Source organism: Variovorax sp. LG9.2 (assembly GCF_035018885.1).
GTDB lineage: Bacteria > Pseudomonadota > Gammaproteobacteria > Burkholderiales > Burkholderiaceae_C > Variovorax.
This window is the reverse complement of sequence record NZ_JASJXB010000047.1, coordinates 1-16,324: the sequence shown is the minus strand read 5'-3', so window position 1 is coordinate 16,324 and position 16,324 is coordinate 1. Positions and strand designations below refer to the sequence as shown.

The following is a 16,324-nucleotide window of genomic DNA, read 5'->3' as shown; positions in this document are numbered from 1 at the left end:
TCCATCGTGTCCGCATCATTCATGTGGACACGATGCCATCTGCACCTCCTGGCTTCAAGATGACTTGGCCGGCTGCTTACAACCTTCAGGCCATTGACCTGCAGCACGTCGCCTACCTTGGCAAACAGAGCCGCACGGAGATCGTGCTTGTCCAGCAGTCGCCGGAACTTCAACAGCGTCGTCGCATCTGGCACCCGATCGCGACCGAGGTCGATGCCGACGCATCGCCGCAGCGCGCTGCGCTCGAGCAGCGCGTCCTCACAAGCCACATCGGCCAGGTTGAACCAGTGCTGTACGAAGTACATCCTGAGCATGCGTTCAAGGCCCACCGGTGGGCGGCCATTGCCAGGTTTCGGATAGTGCGGCTCGATCACGCCGCATAGAGCCTCCCAAAGAACGATGCGCTCCATCGTGGAAAGGAACGTCGCGGCGCTTGGGCCGACGGTACCGTTCGTACTGCGTATTCTGCTCACCGGCCATGGCAAGAGTCTGTTGCTTCATGCAATGCGTGATGCAGGCAGCGTGCCAACTTCGGACTTGATCAGCGTTGCCTTAACACTTGCGCCGTCACGCGTCCGGTATAAGCAACTCGTACTGCGCCCGCGATCGTTCAAACGCGTGGCAGTGCGTCATCTCCGCAATCACGTGGTCGAGGTCTTCGTAGACAAAGCGGCAAGTCCAGTCCTGAATATGCACCATCGCGTCTACGAATGGCTTGGCCCGACCGTTGCGCGTCAGCTCGCGCAAGCAGTCGAGGTACTCCTCGCGGAAAAGCGTCGGCACGATGATCCGGCAGCCCTCCGCCGACGACAACTCCGCGTTCATAATCAACCGCGCCTGGCGACCGTTGCCGTCATTCCAAGGGTGGACTTCTGCCACGAGGAACATGGCCAGCAAGGCCCGCGCGGTGCCGGCCGGCACACTAGGAAGCAGCCGGCTGCCAATGATCAGCGTGCCGCGCACCAAATCCGGCCCCACGAAGGAAGTGTTGCCTGCACGGTTGGCAATCAGCTTGAACTCGCCTGGCGAAACTTCCGGGCGATATTGCATCTGATGCTTATGTCGCTCGCGCAGCTGCTCGAGCACGGCTTCTCCAGAGGCCATTGTGAGCGTCGACCAAGGTGCGCTGTTCGCTTGCTCGAATACGCCGATGATGTCGTGAGAGTCCTTGGGCCGCGTTTCGATGGGGCGGCCTTCCAGGCAGAAGCCTCTTGCAGCGTTGATGTCGAACTCCGTGCCTTCGATGAAATTCGAAAAATACGATTCAAGGAAGGCGAAGTGTTGACGAGCGAGCGCGGTCTTGGCCGGCATAGCCGGCATCGGCAATGGGTTGGCGCGCAAGTAGCCAGCAAAGTGCTCAAAGAGCGCCAGGCGGTCGCTGTCGAAGGGAATGTCGGCGGTGATGGCCTGACCGCGCCGGGAGATCAGAACACTCGGTCGGGTATGAAGAATGCTGCCCACTATCGCGTCGAGCTCGCTGTATTGCGCCTGAAGGCCGAGAGCTGGCGCTGCTTGCTTTGCGTGCTGCCGCAGCTCCTGCAACGCTGTCTCTCCCCGCGAATCGCAAATTGAAAGCAGCCTGCCTTCGACCGCTTCCTTGCCGACCGTGCGCAAATTCGTGCCCCGGCTCGGCAAGAGGTTTTCCATCAGCAACCTCTCGAGGCTTGGAAAGTAGATCGGCCGCCCCATCATTTTCTGATCACCGGGTTGCGGCGGCGAGCCCTTCCAAACGTGCACGGTGAGGCCTGGTAGTTGCGTAGATCTCCGATAGGAACCGGTCAGGTGCAAGATAGAGTTTGATGGGCTGCCACCGTCGAAGGCGCTGCGGTATCCGATGACCGTATCGGGATGCAAAGCCGCCAGCAGCCGCAGGCGATGCTGCTCGACCAGCCGTGGCCAGTCTTCTTCGGGCAGGCTGCTGGCTACGCCCTTGTGCATCAGCTTGAGCTCTTGGGCCTTGATGCGCCGCTGCACGGAGCGCAGCTGTGCGGGCGTCAACTCAGCGTACAGAATGAGCGAATCGGAAAGCAGGGATGTCGCGTTTTTCATGAGCAGGACCGTTAATTTGGCCAACGCGTCGTCTTTTTGAACGCTAGCAGCTCAATATTGTCGCGTATTTGAGGTTTAAAAAGAAGCTCCTCGCACTTTTCATAGAGGACCTGCCGCCAACTATCGGACGCGGAAACACGGCCGCCTCCCTCGCGATCACGGCACTGCCGCGTTCTCAAATCAGGCGCCGAACAAAACCCCGATTGCCAAGGCCAAAGCCAGCATCTACGAGCCGGATGTACGCTCTGCGAAGCGGGTGAAAGCCAAGCGCAAGGGCACAGCGCCAGCGGAACGCTTCAAAACAACGAACCGAATTCAAGCTTCCTGACGCTTCGATCCATCAACAGATGGCCCGGTAAAGGTTCGTCGACTGTGTGGTGTGCGCTGCCTTGTCCCGGCCAAGTTATTTCGGACACATCGATAGGTTGATTGATTGCCGATTTCTGCTCGAAGGCATTGGGTGGCAAGTTGCCCAGTGCGGAGTGCAGCCGCACACTGTTGTAGAAGCTCACGATGTCGTCGGCAATGTCGCTCATGGCTTCGGCATGATTGGCGTAATCGCGCTGCCAGATCCGCTCCTGTTGGCGCCGGCTTATATCTGACCCGGATGCCGACACCGGGCTGACCCATACCGTAGCCTCCCGAACCCAATGTTGGAAATGATTGCCAATGCCGGGCCATGGGTCAACGACATTCCCGGCATCTGGTTCAAATCACAACCGGCCGGAACACGCCAAGGCGTCGAGCAGTGAACTCGCCGGGGGCACGCCCGAGGCTTTTGGTCGCTTCCTCGCATCGGAGACGCTCAAGTGGAGCCAGGCGGCCAAGGACGCCGGCGTGGAGGTGGAATGATGGCTGGCAACGATTTCGATCCATTGGACGAGCAGATCGCCGTTCCCTGCGTGCTGATGCGCGGGGGCACCAGCAAGGCGCTCTTTTTTCACGAGAGCGCGATCCCGCCCGCCGGCGCTGCGCGCGATGCCTTTCTGAAGCGCGCCATGGGTACGCCCGATCAGTTGCAGATCGACGGCCTTGGTGGGTTGCGGCTGGTGACGTCGAAGGTCGCGATCATCTCGAAGTCGACGCGACCGGGTGCCGACGTCGACTACCTGTTCGCGCAGATCGACGTCGAGCGCGACATCGTCGGCTACGACGGCAACTGCGGCAACATCTCGTCGGCGGTCGGCCCGTTCGCGATCGACGAAGGCCTGGTGGATGCGACCGAGCCGGTGACCAGCGTGCGCATCTACAACGTGAACACTGACAAGATGCTCGTCGCCAAGGTGCAGGTCGTGGGCGGCAAGGCTCGGGTGCTGGGCGATTGTTCCATTTCAGGTGTGCCCGGCACGGGTGCGAAAATCCTCATGGACTACGCCGGCACCGTGGGTGCCAAAACCGGCAAGCTGCTCCCGAGTGGCCAGGTGACCGATACGATCACGCTGGAGGATGGTCGCCGAATCGAAGTGACGATCTGCGACGTCGCCAATCCATGCGTGTTCTTCTCGGCAGAATCATTGGGCCTGACGGGAAGTGAGTTGCCCGCGCAGATCAGCGGCGACACTGCGTTGATCGAGACGATCGGGGAAATTCAGGGCAAGGCAGGGCAGCTGATCGGTATGTGGCCTGAATGGCGTGCCTACCATCTACCGGGCCTGCCGCTGGCGGTGATGGTCGCACCGGCAGAAACTTTTGTCGACGTGAACGGGGAAACCGTTCTGGACAATTCGATGGACTTGCGCGCGCGTTTGGTCTTTCTTGGGAAGTGCCACGACAGCATGGCCGGGACCGGATCGATGTGCACAGCGGCGGCATCCCGAATCCAGGGCTCGAAGGTGCGCCAGGCGATCACAAGCAGTCGCGCTGCCGAGCCGACGCTGAGAATCGGCCACCCCCTCGGGGTGATGGAAGTCAAGGTAGTCGTCGAGTCCGATGCCGATGGCGACTCGGCAATGCCGCGCTTTGCCGCCCTCGGGCTCACACGCACCGCCCGCCGCCTGATGGCTGGCGAGGTTTACGTTCCCCGGCAGCACCCGGCTGACTGATCTAGGCACCGGCAGCGCTGGCTCTGCATAGCCACTCAACTAGATGTACGCCATGGTCTGTGGCAAGACCTCAAATTTCAAGGTGGGGCGGCTGGTCACCAACCTCCCTTCGTCGTCGGCAATGGTTACCTGAACCACACCATTGATCGCAGGCTTTTATAGAGGTATTGCGGTTGGTGATTTGTTTGACGGGGTTGATGAGCCGAACAATGACAAACGCCTAACAAGGCGTCGCGAGTGATACATAAACAGGAGACAAATCGTTGAAACATCTTCGCAAGTCAGCATTGGCACGCTGGTCGAATACCGCTCTGACGTTGGTCGCTGCGTGGGGCGTCGCGTCGGCGGCAACCTTTCCCGACCATCCAATCAAAATGGTGGTCGGATTCCCGGCTGGGCAGAGCACCGACACCAGCGCCAGAAGGATCGCACAGGGGATGGCAGACATTCTCAAACAGAGTGTTTTCGTCGACAACAAGCCGGGTGCTGCCGGCGGTATTTCTCATGGCGCTGTTAAGACAGCCGCGCCAGATGGTTACACCGTAGTGATGGGCTCGACGGGCACACTTGCCATCAACCCCTGGCTTTACAGCAAGTTGCCTTATGACCCGATCAAGGATTTCGATCCAGTCGCCTTAGTCTCTGCGTCACCGCTCGTCCTCTTCGTGCCTGCGTCTTCGCCAGTAAATAACTTGAAGGAACTAATCGCTTACGCAAAAGCGCGGCCGGGGAAAGTAACTTATGGCTCTGGCGGAAGTGGTACGACAGGCCACATTGCGATGGAGATGCTCAAAAAGGAGGCTGGCATCGACATGCTGCACGTTCCTTACAAAGGCTCACCGCCGATGATCACTGACCTAATAGGAGGACAAATAGATGTCGCCTTTGAACCGATCGGCTCTGTGCTTCCTTTTGAGAAAAGTGCGCGCGTGAAGTTTTTAGGATTTGCGACTTTGAAGCGCTACGCCGCTGCACCCAAAGTTCCAACACTCAGCGAGCAAGGTTTGCCGGGCTTTGAGGCTGTCCCCTGGACCGCCATCCTTGTGCCAAAGGGAACGCCCCCCTCCGTCATCCAGCAACTCAATCAAGCCATCAACCAAGTCCTCAAAAAGCCGGAATTGGTCGAAGCGTTTGCTCAAACCGGCAGCTATCCGGTGGGAGGCTCTCCAAGTGATGCAAAGACGTACCTCATGGAAGAAAACGCTAAATGGGGAAAAGCTGTGAAGGCATCTGGGGCTCAGGTCGACTGAGCATAGCAACTGACCCCACCCGATTTTCCTGCCGCGCCGATTTTCAATGCGGGAGCCATTGCGATGGCTCACCAAAGCCGGCCGGCATCCTATCCGCAATGAATGATGTAGACACGATAAGATGGTGTGGTTGAGCGAGCGACCCGTCGCAAGCACAGTGCACAGTTGAGGGCCATGGTTCTAGAGGTGTGTCGCCAACTCGAGGCATCCGTTGCGGCGGTCAGGGTGTAAACATGAATTCGAACGTTGTGCACCGCTGGCGCGTCGACGACCGCCAGATCGACGCCGGGAAGACGTCGGAAATGCCGACGTTGCCCAGGCCCAGTTTCATCGCGCTGCACCTACGACCCGAACGGGATTGTTCTGGACAAACTCTGTACTGCGCAGCAAAAACGCGCCTTCTTGAAAATCTTGAATGGGAATGGGCCGAGGTTAACTTGGCGCTCAGTCCAGTTGCGCGCCAGAAGCCTTGACAGCAGGCCCCCAAAGCTTGAGTTCTTCACGGACGAATTGGTTGAAGGACTCTGATGTTCCCCCATTGACCGTCGAGCCAACATTCGCAAAGTGTTGTTGCACCTGAGCGTTATTCAAAACGCGGTTGACGGCTGCGTTTAACTGCTCAACTACGGCGGACGGCATTCCTGCCGGACCGACCAAACCCGCCCAGGTCAAAGCTTGAAAGTTCGGCACGCCCTGTTCCGCGATGGTCAGTACCTGAGGAAAACGAGACGATCGTTTAGGTCCGCTTGTTCCGAGCGCCTTCACCTTACCGGCACTCAACAGCGGCGCAATCGAACTGGCCGCGTCAAATCCTGCTTGGACACGTCCGCCGATGAGGTCCGTGATGAGCGCACCTGAGCCTTTGTAGGGAATGTGGGTGGCATCCAAGCCGGTTTTGCTTTTTAGCATTTCCATTGCGATATGCCCTGTGGTGCCACTTCCGCTGGAGCCATACGATACCTTGCCAGGATTCGCTTTTGAAAATGCGACAAGTTCGCGCAAACTAGTGAAGGGAGAATCAGCCGCCGTTACCAGATACATGGGGCTGGTATTTATCAATACGATTGGCGTGAAGTCTTTGGCCGAGTTATACGGGATGTTTCGAAAGAGAAATGGATTGATTGCCAACGGCGCAGTCGAGGTCAGCAGCAACGTGTATCCGTCAGGAGCTGATTTCTTGACAAACTCGTGCGCGATGATTCCAGAAGCTCCTGGCTTGTTGTCTACAAAGACCGACTGCCCCAGATCTTCGCTGAGCCTAGCGGCGACAATCCGGGCACCAACATCAGAGGACTGTCCTGCCGGAAAACCGACAACCAAGCGGACTTGGCGATCGGGAAAATGTTCCTGAGCTGAGCCGATCCGCGGCAATGTGCTAAACGCCGCCGTTGCTGCCATGACCTTGGAAAAGTTTCTTCTGAGCATGATTGTCTCGAATCTTGTATTTAATTTGAGGGCAGCAGCAACGCGGAAGCATCGCGTCCAGCGTTTCGCAATGCTGCTTGATTGATCGTCAATGATTCTTTGGGATATCTTTGCCGGTGCGCAACCCCTGAATCTTGAAGACGGGGCTTTCTGTTGACCCTCGCCGCCAAAAACTGCTCGCCCAATCAGAATGGGAAAGCAAACGTCAGATCTAAAACGACGGAAGTTCGAAAATTTGCTTTTTAGTGTGCGGCATAGAACTCGTCGTCTAATTTATGGCCGGTTGTTTCAAAGCCCAACACGGCAACAACGATGACCTGCAAAACAAACAAGCCCACAAGCGTAAGCGTCACACCTTGCACGCCGTGCCATGCAAAGAGAGAACCAACAGCCAGAGGTGCAAGCACAGATGCAGCACGACCGGCAACGCTAGAGATCCCACATCCCCTCAGGCGAAGTTCGGTCGGAAAAAGTTCGGGTACGTAGGTCGAAAAGCCGATGGCTCCTCCGACGTACATGCTCAAGAGCAACAGGAAGCCTACGATGGCTGTGCCTAAAACTGAACCGGCATTGGGATAAATCAGGCCCAGCACGACGGCGATGATCCCGTTGACAACCAGAAACCTTTTGCGGCTGAAGCGGTCCGAGAGGTAGCTAGCGAGCAGGATGCCGATCAGACTGCCGCTGGTGATGAGTACCGTGTAGCCCAACGAGTGAGGAACTGACAGTCCTTGCTTGACCAAGAATGTAGGCAGCCAAATGATGAAGCCATACACCCCAGCGAGCCCAACGACATTCATCGTGATGCCCAAAATGGTGGATCGCAGCAAAGGCGGCTTGAACAGGTCCCTAACCTTGTAAGTAGACGGAGGCATCACCCGCATTGGTTCAGGCATTGGCAAAGCGATGCCGGTCTCCTTCTCGATTTCGGCTTCGATGCGATCGAGGATGGCAGAAGCTTCGTCGTTGCGGCCAACCGATTCAAGCCAGCGAGGCGATTCCGGCATCTTCTTGCGCAGCACCCAGACCACGAGACCTCCCACGCCAGCAATGCCGAACATCCAGCGCCAGCCCAGGTTGGGAATGACCCAATAGCTCGCCAGTGCTGAGCCAAGCAGTGCGGACGTTGCGAGGAAAAAGAGAATGGCGCCCCACTTGCCTCGGCTTTTCGGGGGCACAAATTCTGCGATGCTTGCATAGCCCACCACAATCTCCGCGCCCAGACCGATGCTCATGATGAATCGGAGCACGATAAGCCAATCCATCGACGGCGCGAAGGCGGCCGCCAGGGACATCACGGCAAACAGAACCAGATTGAACTGAAAGCAAAAGCGCCGCCCGTACCGATCCCCCAGCCATCCTGCAAAGGCCGCGCCAATCAACGCGCCGAAAGCGCTGACGGCGACAAACCGTCCATTCGACGCCATGTCGGACCAGCCCGACGCAGTCAATGCCACCATTACACCGCTAGTCATGTAGAGGTCGAAAGCGTCGAAAAATAGGCCAAACCCGATTAAGGCCGCCAGACGTCGATGGAATGCCGATTCCGGCAAACGGTCGAGCCGCTGCGCTGCTGTGTACTGCATGGGTAAGCCTTGTTGTGGTGGGTCCGGGCGGGTCAATAAGACGGCTCGTCTTCAGCCGATGCAAAGGGCCATGATCTCGTCCAGAGATTCGGCGTTCTCAATGTCTAGGACCTTCTCTATCAATGTGTCGGCGGCGTCCTTCGGGATCGCGCGTAACGCGTTCGTCATGAACTTGGCTTTGACCGCGTCGATTGAAAGCGGGACGTCCTGGGTGCCAAGGCTTGCAGGCTTGCGGCAGCGCAACACGCGGCCATCTTTCAGATGCACGATCACTTCGCCAGGAAAGTGAGCCGGGAAGTCACTGTCCAGATCCTGGGTGCAGTACGTTTTGGCAGCGACTTCAAGAACGTCTGGCGCGTTCAGCGGCTCATCATGAAACGCAGCCAGATCGACCCGGCCGCGGGTCAAGGCAAGTGCGACGACGTACTGAACGCTGAACAAAGCACGGTAGGGAATCGCCGGCTCAATGCAGGCTTCGCGAGGCTCCGCGACCATTTTGTGCAAATCGGGAGTCAGGGGACACTCGATGCGCTCGACATCCTCGAGCTTAAATTGCCCTCTTAGTTCAAGCGCAGCATCGACGAATGCATGGATGAAGTGGCAGCAGGGGTATGGTTTCAGCGCAATGCCCAACGTTTGCCAATTCTCGCCAAGCCCGTTGCTTGGCAGTTTTTCGCCTTCGGGCTGGCGCTGGATGTGCGTTAGATAAAAGCCGCCCTTGGGCGCCTCAAACACCATCTCGGGTCCGATGAAGCCTGCTCGCGCGAGTGCGACCGCTGCCAGCGCGCTGTGCGCGGACCAGCCGGGATGCATGCGCTTGAGCCAGTGCAGCCCCCCGATCAAGATGCCCGACGCTTGGCTGCCGCACAACCCCAATGCCCAGACGAGTTGCTGATGATTCGCCTTGTAGAGGCGCCCCGCCGCCGCAGCGGCAGCGAACGTGCCGCACAGTGCGGTCGGGTGAAAGCCGCGGTTGTGAAAGTCCGGCGCACCAACGGTGCTCAATCGGCAGCCGATCTCGAGCGCGGCTATGTAAGCGAGCAGCACTTCTTTTCCGCTCGACTTGTTGGCTTGACCTGCCGCAAACGAGGCCGCCATTGCCTGCGCACTTGCGTGATAGATCGCACCGATGTGCGTGTCGTCAAAGTCGATGGCATGCGCGAGCACACCATTGACCAAAGCGGCCGATGCTGGAGGCAGCCGTGCGCCGCTTCCGATGGCAGTCGCCTGACTGCCTTCGCCCAGCTCCTTGGCCCCGTTCAGCACCGACTCACCGATGTCGAACTTCGAGGATGCGAGCGAGATGCCGATCACGTCAAGCAAATGCTCCTTCGCGAGCGTCAGTACATCGGCCGGAACGTCTTCCAGTTTCAGGTTCAGCGCAAAGTACGCGAGTTTCTGCGATTCGGTTTGCGATGCGAGCGCGCCGGATTCGCCCGAGGATGTGGCGTTCATGGTGGTCAGTCTCCGTTAGGTATGTCAATGCTCATCAGCGGTACGTGCTGCTGAGCGCCGAAGGTGTCTCGTTCGCCGATGCTTCCTTGTGCCCAGCCGCGACGCAGCGTGAATTTGAACGCGAGTGCAGGGTCGAAGAAGATGAAAGCAACGATGTCCTGATCGGGCACGTTGTAAATCGTTCCGACGAGATCTCGCGTGAGCACACCGCTCTGCTTTACCCGCTCGTACGGCGCGCGCTGATCGAAGATCACATCGAATGTGATCTCAAACGGACCGGAGTTTTTGCTACGGATGACCTTGGCGAGTTCTCTCAGTTGCGTCATCTTTAAACCTCCAGGATGCGTGATGGGAACAACTCGGTTGGCGAGTCGACCTCCATCAGGTGATAGATCGAGAAACGGCAGACCGGCCCGATCGGGTTTTCTGGCGGGTTGAGCGGAATCGCGAAGTTCCCCGCCGTCGCCATCTGGTCCGGGTAAGGCATGTGGAGGACGCCAATGCGTGCACTGCTGCAAATCGCGTTGGCGAGCTCCTGCGTCGGCGCGGTCACTTCTCCCAGGATGCCAATCTCGAGCGGGACAAAATCCTTTTCAGGTTCCAAATCGCCCATAACGCCGTTCTTTCCATAGAGGTGGAACAGCACCTTGGCTTCCCCCGTTTGGAGTTGCGGGTAACCCGCACGCAGTCGTTCTTGCAGTGACTCAAGGAAGGTATCGATCTGAGCGATCAGGATCGGGTCGCGAATGCCGCCGACGAAGATCGTCCGCTGGCCCGCGATCGCCGAGCCCTCAAGCTTGACCTGGTACACCGGTGATGGCCGGAACGTACTTCCACTGACGCGCGTCGTACGACCGTTCAGTTGCTCATACTTAGCCGTTGTGAGGTCAAGTAAGCCTCCGGGGCCGGCGAGCAGATCCGGCCTTGTCTTTTCGTAGAGCGTGTGCGCGGCGACCGAAAGCGTGGTGCATCGTTCATTCGGCGCCATAGGTTCTAGGTCGAAGCTGTCCTTGCGCACGGTCGCAACAATCACGCGGCCCTTCGGTTCGGCGCAGACCGCCCCGCATTCCATGATCTTGCCCATGTGCCAGTAAATGCCCGGATCGTCGATGCCCTTGAACTGGCAGAATGCGGCGAACATGGCGGGGTCGTAGGCACGGCCTGCGACGATCACGTCGACATCTGGATGTTCGAGCAACACCTTCAGTATCGGCTCGGCACCCATCTGAGCAACGATGTTGGTGGACTCGTTGATGTCCTCCATCGTCAGCTGCGGCGCGGAGGCGCATGGCACGATTCGACCGTCAGCAAAGCGCGTGCGCACTATTCCTGCGTCCACGTCTGAATAGATCGCAGCCACTTTGAGCTTGTAGCCGTTTTCCTTTGCGATCGATCGGATCACCTCGATGGTTTGGTCCACATGCGCGTTGATGCCTGGCCCACCGGCCGAGCCCATCAGAAATGGCACCTTGGCTTTCACCGCGCCCGCGAGACACAGCGCCAAATCTTTCCGCAAAGCGCTTTCAGACACGATCATTTTCGATAGGCCCAGCTGGTATGGACCCGGGTCAGTAGACCCCGCGTCGACGATGATCGCATCGATGCCACCATCGACGCCACGCCAAAAGTTGGCATCCGGAATGCCATAGCCGAGCATGCCGACCGGCGTCAATATCTTGACTTCGTCTTTTTGCTTCACGCTGCAACTGCCTTCTTGTCAGTGCGCTTCCAGTCGCCGGCGTTCGGGCGCGGTAGACCCAAGTTCTCGCGCAAAGTGTCGCCAGCGTATTCCTTGCGATGCAGGCCGCGACGCTGCAATTCGGGCACGACCAGGCGCGTGAAATCCTCGTAACTGCCGGGCACATGCAGCGCCTGGATCACGAAACCATCGCATGCACCCCCAGTGAACCAATCTTCCATCTGGTCCGCCACCTGCGTGGGCGTGCCGACGAAATTGGGGCCTTCCTTTACGGTGCCGCGGGCAGAGGCTTCGACGAAATCTTTCACCGACGGATTTTTCTTGCCGCTAGCCTGAATCACCTTGTCGCGCAGGCTGTGCCACGACACAGCCGCGAGTTCCGCATCGGTGAACGGCTGTTCGTACGGACGTGCGGCAAAGTCCACGTTCAGCACTTCGCACAGCAGCGACAGACCGTCGATCGGACGCGAGGTCGATGCCGCCAGCGCAAGCTTGTCCTGGGCATGCGCTTCAGACTCACCGACGACGAACTTCACGGCCGGCGCGATCTTGACCAAGTCCGGATCTCGACCCGCATCGGCAATCGACTTCTTATAGCTCGCATAGGTCTTCTTGCCAGCCTCAAGGTTCGGATAGGCCGCGAACACCAGTTCGGCCCAGCGCGAAGCGAACGTCATGCCGCGGCCACTCGCGCCGGCCTGCAGGATGACCGGATGGCCCTGGGTCGAGCGCGGCACCGGCAGCGGACCTTTCGACTTAAAGTACTTCCCCTGATAGTTGAGTCGGTGCACCTTGTCCGGGTCGGCAAAGCGGCCGGACGCCTTGTCAAGGATCAGCGCATCGTCTTCCCAGCTGTCCCACAGGCCCAACACTGCTTCCATGAATTCGTCGGCGCGGTCATAGCGAAGGTCGTGCTCTAGGTGCTCTTCGCGGCCGAAGTTGTGCGCTTCCGAATCGTTAAGCGATGTGACCACATTCCAGGCAACGCGGCCCTTGGTCATCAAATCCAATGTCGCGAACAGGCGAGCGACGTGGAAGGGTTCGTAGTAGGTGGTCGAATACGTGGATCCAAGCCCGAGGTGCGTGGTGGCGCAAGCCATTGCCATCAAAATCGTTGTCGGATCCATCTTGACCGCTCTCACGCCGTTGGCAACGGTCTCGCGATGGTCGTCGCCGTAGATGTCGGGCATCGCGAGCCGGTCATCAAAAAACGCCATGTCGAACTTGCCGTCTTCCAAGGTGCGAGCGATACGCTGGTAGTACTCCGGCGTCATGAAATCAGTCATGCTGGCCGGGTGACGCCACGATCCGACGTAGTTGCTGCAGTTCTGCGCCTGCAGAAATGCGATGAGACTCATCTGGCGATTTTTCGGTTTGCTCATGGGACGCTCCGGAGACGGGTGAGAGGTGTATCGAACAGGGCAAAATTTTCCGACGCAAGGCACGCCGTAACAATTCATCAGGCGCGATACACTTATTCGCTATGGCAATAGATCGACGAATCGAAATAGCAACCGCATGACAGCCATGGCTTCCCCATGCGATGAAGCCATCGGGCTCGACCTCCACGAGTTGGAGACTTTCATCGCAGTGGCGCGGCTGGGGAGCTTCAGCCTCGCGGCGCAGCAGTTGCACGTCACGCAGCCATCTGTGACCGGCCGCGTCCAACGCCTGGAAGCGTCGCTCGGCACTCCGCTCTTGATTCGCACCACCCGCGCCGTGCGGCCAACGCCGGCCGGCGCCGCGTTGCTGACCGAGGCCTCGTCAGCGCTGGAGGGCTTGCGCAAGCTGGTCTCTGGATTTCGCCAAGATGCTCGGCTGGCACGCCAACGTGTCGTGGTGGCTTCAACGCCGATGCTTGCCGCGCTCACACTGCCTTCGATCATTCGAGGCTACGGTCAACGCTTTACGGACGTACAGGTGGTACTGCGCGACCTCCGCTACCCAGAAGCACTTGCTGCACTGGAAAGTGGCGCTGCCGACATCGCCGTTCTGGCCTATGAAGAGGATGACAAGCGCTTCAGTGCACAAACCATCGGTCGCGCGGAAATGGTCGTGGTCGCACCGTCCAGCCATCCGCTGGCGACGTTGACTAGCGTGACGGTCGCGCAACTTGCGGCGCATCCGTTGCTTTTGGTCGAGCAGTATCTGCCGATGCGTGAACGCATCGTGGAGGCTTTGAAGCCCAGCGGCTTGACGCTGGCGCCTTACACGCTGGTCGACAACCTCAATACACTGCTCGGCATGCTCGACGCGGAGCTAGGGGCCACGCTTCTTCCTGTCACCATGGCCGCACGCAAGCGTATGGAGCAGCACACCAAGGTCGAGATCGAGGACCTGAAGCTGTTCCGGACGTTCTCAGTCGTTCGGTCCAGCAGAGCACAGCTTGGTACGGCCGCGGAAAGTTTCAGCGAGTTTGTGATCCAAAGCATGCGCTGACCAAGCCTTCGATCTATCAGGCTTTCCAATAAACAGATTGGTAGCCATGAATTGTCTCCCTGTAACTCGAAATCTAGACTTCTGGGCATCGACCACTGCGGGAACCACGATGTCTGACACTCCGACTTTCGACAAACGTCAACTCCGCGATGTGCTGGGGACTTTCGTCACTGGCGTCACCATCGTGACGACCCACGATGGCGACGGAAAGGTCCACGGCGTGACCGCGAACTCTTTCAGTTCCGTCTCGCTGGATCCACCGTTGGTCCTGTGGAGCCAGTCGCTGACGTCAAAGAGTCATCCGGCCTTCCGAGACAGCGATCATTTCGTGGTCAACATCTTGGCTGACGACCAGATTGAGTTGTCGAATCGCTTCGCCAAATCAAGCGACGACAAATTTAGCGGCGTAGAGCACAGCGCCGGGCTGGGCGGAGCGCCGGTGCTTCATGGTGCCGCGGCGCACCTCGAATGCGTCAAAGTGGCTAGCTACCCGGGCGGCGACCATGTGGTCTACATCGGACGGGTCGAGCGCTTTCGTCGATTTAACGGAAGGCCTTTGGCTTTCGGAAGCGGCCGCTACATGGTGGCTTCATCACATGACCTTGGGCCTGCGACGCTGGGCGTCGGCAACTGGAAACCCACACCCGTGGACGCCATCGACCACGTCTCACAGGCCATGCCGGCAATCTGCGAGAGCGTCGGACAGCACACGATGTGCCTTGCAGTCTGGGGCAATCGCGGGCCCACTGCGATCCGCTGGCTCCCATCGGCGCAACCTGTGAGTGCCAACCTGCGCACTGGCCTGGTGATGAATGTCACGCAGTCCGCGACCGGCAAAGCGTTTGCAGCTTTTCTGCCTCCTGAGGTGACCAAGGCTTTTGTGGAAGAGGAACTGCGTCTGTTCGCCAGTGCGGACGCAGACGAACCCACGCGACGTCAACGTTTTGAAGAAGAAATGGCAGAGGTGCGAAAGCATGGGATCGCACGGTCTGTCGGCGCAAACGCCTCGCCGTTGCACCAGGTGCCCGTCAACGCCTTCAGCGCTCCGGTCTTCGACGCTGAAGGCCACATGATCCTTGCCTTGTCGCTCACCACGCCAGCCTCACGGATGTCACCGGATTGGGATGGCGCCGGGCCGGGAGCACTGGCTGCCGCTGCGGCCCGACTTTCTACCGACCTAGGTCATCAGCAATACGGTAGCAAGGCATGAGAACGCAAAGCATCGACGCCGCATTGAAAGCCCTTGCTGCAGGTCACATGGTGATAGTCGTCGACGACGAAAACCGTGAGAACGAAGGTGACCTAATCCTTGCCGCTGAGCATGCGACCACAGCATCGCTGGCTTTTATGGTCCGTCACAGCAGTGGTGTGATCTGCGCAGCGCTTCCCGGCGAACGGCTTGACGAGTTGGAGTTGCCGCTTATGGTCAAGGGCAACACCGAAACAATGGGTACTGCCTACACAGTGACGGTAGATTTCCGGCATGGCACGAGTACCGGCATTTCCGCAGCTGATCGTGCCGCCACTTTGCGCGCGTTAGTCGATCCCGCTGTTGAAGCAAATGACTTCAATCGCCCTGGCCACATGTTTCCGCTGCGCGCTCGAAAAGGTGGCGTGCTCGAGCGCCAAGGCCATACAGAAGCTGCAGTGGACCTCACGCGCCTAGCTGGGCTCCGCGTCGGCGGCGCATTGGTAGAGATCGTCAACGACGATGGGAGCATGGCACGACGGCCAGAGTTGCAGGTTTTCGCTGAAAAACACGGGCTCCCGCTGATCACCATTGCTGACTTGATCGTGTACCGCAGGCGCAGGGAGGCATCTGGCGTCCAGAAGAGCCCCGGTTCTGACGGCGGCCGCGAAGTCAAGGGCGCCGGCGTGGAGGTCACGCAATGACTCAAGATCACGACAAACCACAGGATGAGCAAGTGGCAACCCGCTGCGTTTTGATGCGGGGTGGCACCAGCAAGGCGATGGCCTTCCATGAAAAGAGTCCGCCCTGAACGATCCCGTTTGCAGCGGAGTGCCAGAGCTGCGCAAGTTGACGGCGGCGAGGCCATCCCAATGGCAGCACCAACTTTAGAAGATGGGATTGTTCAGGGCGGACTCTCGACACGACACGCTGACGTGCAGACAGTCCGGCTACCGGCGCAAATCCGTCGAGCCCCGACCTACGCGTCCTTCGGCGGCGGCGTATCCAGCATGCTGGCCACCTTGCTGCGCCGGATCGCTGCTGACTGGTAGTAGCCCTGGAAGGGGGTCACGGTGCGGTGCCCCGTCATCGCCATGGCCTCGCCGATCGGCGTGTCGCGCAGACCCGCCTCGGTAAAAAGCCGGAGCACAGCTGGCTCGGGGTGCCCTCAGTGCGTAGCGGGTGTCAGG

14 protein-coding genes and 1 pseudogene are annotated in these 16,324 nt (G+C 58.9%); 5 read left to right on the top strand and 10 right to left on the bottom strand.

The window, feature by feature from the left end:
- Nucleotides 1-80: 80 nt before the first annotated feature.
- From QN413_RS25540 to QN413_RS25530, 3 genes and pseudogenes are all read right to left on the bottom strand, one after another.
- Nucleotides 81-501: pseudogene (locus QN413_RS25540) on the bottom strand (transposase); the annotation flags it as partial.
- 66 nt (nt 502-567) lie between these two features.
- Entirely contained in the window at nt 568-2,073 is a 1,506-nt protein-coding gene (locus QN413_RS25535) for a Fic family protein (RefSeq protein WP_323499403.1), read from the bottom strand.
- Nucleotides 2,074-2,345: 272 nt separating this feature from the next.
- Nucleotides 2,346-2,585, bottom strand: a complete 240-nt coding sequence (locus tag QN413_RS25530) for a hypothetical protein (protein WP_323499404.1) — start codon at nt 2,583-2,585, stop codon at nt 2,346-2,348.
- Nucleotides 2,586-2,900: 315 nt separating this feature from the next.
- Here QN413_RS25530 and QN413_RS25525 point away from each other — a divergent pair, with 315 nt between their 5' ends.
- Together QN413_RS25525 and QN413_RS25520 are read left to right on the top strand one after the other, a co-directional pair.
- Entirely contained in the window at nt 2,901-4,091 is a 1,191-nt protein-coding gene (locus QN413_RS25525) for a 2-methylaconitate cis-trans isomerase PrpF family protein (RefSeq protein WP_323499402.1), read from the top strand.
- Between the two features lie 263 nt (nt 4,092-4,354).
- Entirely contained in the window at nt 4,355-5,341 is a 987-nt protein-coding gene (locus tag QN413_RS25520; RefSeq protein WP_323499401.1) for a tripartite tricarboxylate transporter substrate binding protein, read from the top strand.
- Nucleotides 5,342-5,785: 444 nt separating this feature from the next.
- On the opposite strand, the gene QN413_RS25515 is transcribed toward QN413_RS25520, so the two are convergent.
- From QN413_RS25515 to QN413_RS25490, 6 genes are all read right to left on the bottom strand, one after another.
- Entirely contained in the window at nt 5,786-6,766 is a 981-nt protein-coding gene (locus QN413_RS25515) for a tripartite tricarboxylate transporter substrate binding protein (protein ID WP_323499400.1), read from the bottom strand.
- A 242-nt stretch (nt 6,767-7,008) separates the two neighbouring features.
- Nucleotides 7,009-8,352, bottom strand: coding sequence for an MFS transporter (locus QN413_RS25510; protein WP_323499399.1), 1,344 nt, complete (start codon nt 8,350-8,352; stop codon nt 7,009-7,011).
- A 51-nt stretch (nt 8,353-8,403) separates the two neighbouring features.
- Nucleotides 8,404-9,807 carry an MmgE/PrpD family protein gene (locus QN413_RS25505; RefSeq protein ID WP_323499398.1) on the bottom strand — a complete coding sequence of 468 codons (1,404 nt, stop codon included), beginning with the start codon at nt 9,805-9,807 and terminating at the stop codon, nt 8,404-8,406.
- Between the two features lie 5 nt (nt 9,808-9,812).
- On the bottom strand, nt 9,813-10,133 hold the full coding sequence (locus tag QN413_RS25500) for a DUF4387 domain-containing protein (RefSeq protein ID WP_323499397.1): 321 nt from the start codon (nt 10,131-10,133) through the stop codon (nt 9,813-9,815).
- Nucleotides 10,134-10,135: 2 nt separating this feature from the next.
- Nucleotides 10,136-11,506, bottom strand: coding sequence for an acyclic terpene utilization AtuA family protein (locus tag QN413_RS25495; protein WP_323499396.1), 1,371 nt, complete (start codon nt 11,504-11,506; stop codon nt 10,136-10,138).
- Nucleotides 11,503-12,888: an LLM class flavin-dependent oxidoreductase gene (locus QN413_RS25490; RefSeq protein ID WP_323499395.1), complete on the bottom strand. Its 1,386-nt coding sequence runs from the start codon at nt 12,886-12,888 to the stop codon at nt 11,503-11,505. The genes QN413_RS25495 and QN413_RS25490 overlap by 4 nt, the downstream gene beginning before the upstream one ends.
- Before the next feature lie 136 nt (nt 12,889-13,024).
- Here QN413_RS25490 and QN413_RS25485 point away from each other — a divergent pair, with 136 nt between their 5' ends.
- The 3 genes from QN413_RS25485 to ribB all read left to right on the top strand — a co-directional run bounded on the left by QN413_RS25485 (nt 13,025) and on the right by ribB (nt 15,838).
- Nucleotides 13,025-13,945: a LysR family transcriptional regulator gene (locus QN413_RS25485; protein WP_323499394.1), complete on the top strand. Its 921-nt coding sequence runs from the start codon at nt 13,025-13,027 to the stop codon at nt 13,943-13,945.
- Nucleotides 13,946-14,054: 109 nt separating this feature from the next.
- Nucleotides 14,055-15,155 carry a flavin reductase gene (locus QN413_RS25480; protein WP_323499393.1) on the top strand — a complete coding sequence of 367 codons (1,101 nt, stop codon included), beginning with the start codon at nt 14,055-14,057 and terminating at the stop codon, nt 15,153-15,155.
- A complete protein-coding gene (gene ribB, locus QN413_RS25475) occupies nt 15,152-15,838 on the top strand; it encodes a 3,4-dihydroxy-2-butanone-4-phosphate synthase (protein ID WP_323499392.1) in 687 nt (228 codons plus the stop codon). Before QN413_RS25480 ends, ribB begins: the two co-directional genes overlap by 4 nt.
- A 275-nt stretch (nt 15,839-16,113) precedes the next feature.
- Here the strand turns inward: ribB and QN413_RS25470 are convergent, their stop codons facing one another.
- Entirely contained in the window at nt 16,114-16,284 is a 171-nt protein-coding gene (locus tag QN413_RS25470; RefSeq protein ID WP_323499391.1) for a hypothetical protein, read from the bottom strand.
- Nucleotides 16,285-16,324 lie beyond the last annotated feature (40 nt).

Bases quoted from the DNA above. Each gene is read 5' to 3' on its own strand.
- QN413_RS25505 (WP_323499398.1), bottom strand. From the start codon at position 9,807: ATGAACGCCACATCCTCGGGCGAATCCGGCGCGCTCGCATCGCAAACC.
- QN413_RS25530 (WP_323499404.1), bottom strand. From the start codon at position 2,585: ATGAGCGACATTGCCGACGACATCGTGAGCTTCTACAACAGTGTGCGG.
- QN413_RS25510 (WP_323499399.1), bottom strand. From the start codon at position 8,352: ATGCAGTACACAGCAGCGCAGCGGCTCGACCGTTTGCCGGAATCGGCA.
- QN413_RS25480 (WP_323499393.1), top strand. From the start codon at position 14,055: ATGTCTGACACTCCGACTTTCGACAAACGTCAACTCCGCGATGTGCTG.
- ribB (WP_323499392.1), top strand. From the start codon at position 15,152: ATGAGAACGCAAAGCATCGACGCCGCATTGAAAGCCCTTGCTGCAGGT.
- QN413_RS25500 (WP_323499397.1), bottom strand. From the start codon at position 10,133: ATGACGCAACTGAGAGAACTCGCCAAGGTCATCCGTAGCAAAAACTCC.
- QN413_RS25525 (WP_323499402.1), top strand. From the start codon at position 2,901: ATGGCTGGCAACGATTTCGATCCATTGGACGAGCAGATCGCCGTTCCC.
- QN413_RS25485 (WP_323499394.1), top strand. From the start codon at position 13,025: ATGACAGCCATGGCTTCCCCATGCGATGAAGCCATCGGGCTCGACCTC.
- QN413_RS25490 (WP_323499395.1), bottom strand. From the start codon at position 12,888: ATGAGCAAACCGAAAAATCGCCAGATGAGTCTCATCGCATTTCTGCAG.
- QN413_RS25515 (WP_323499400.1), bottom strand. From the start codon at position 6,766: ATGCTCAGAAGAAACTTTTCCAAGGTCATGGCAGCAACGGCGGCGTTT.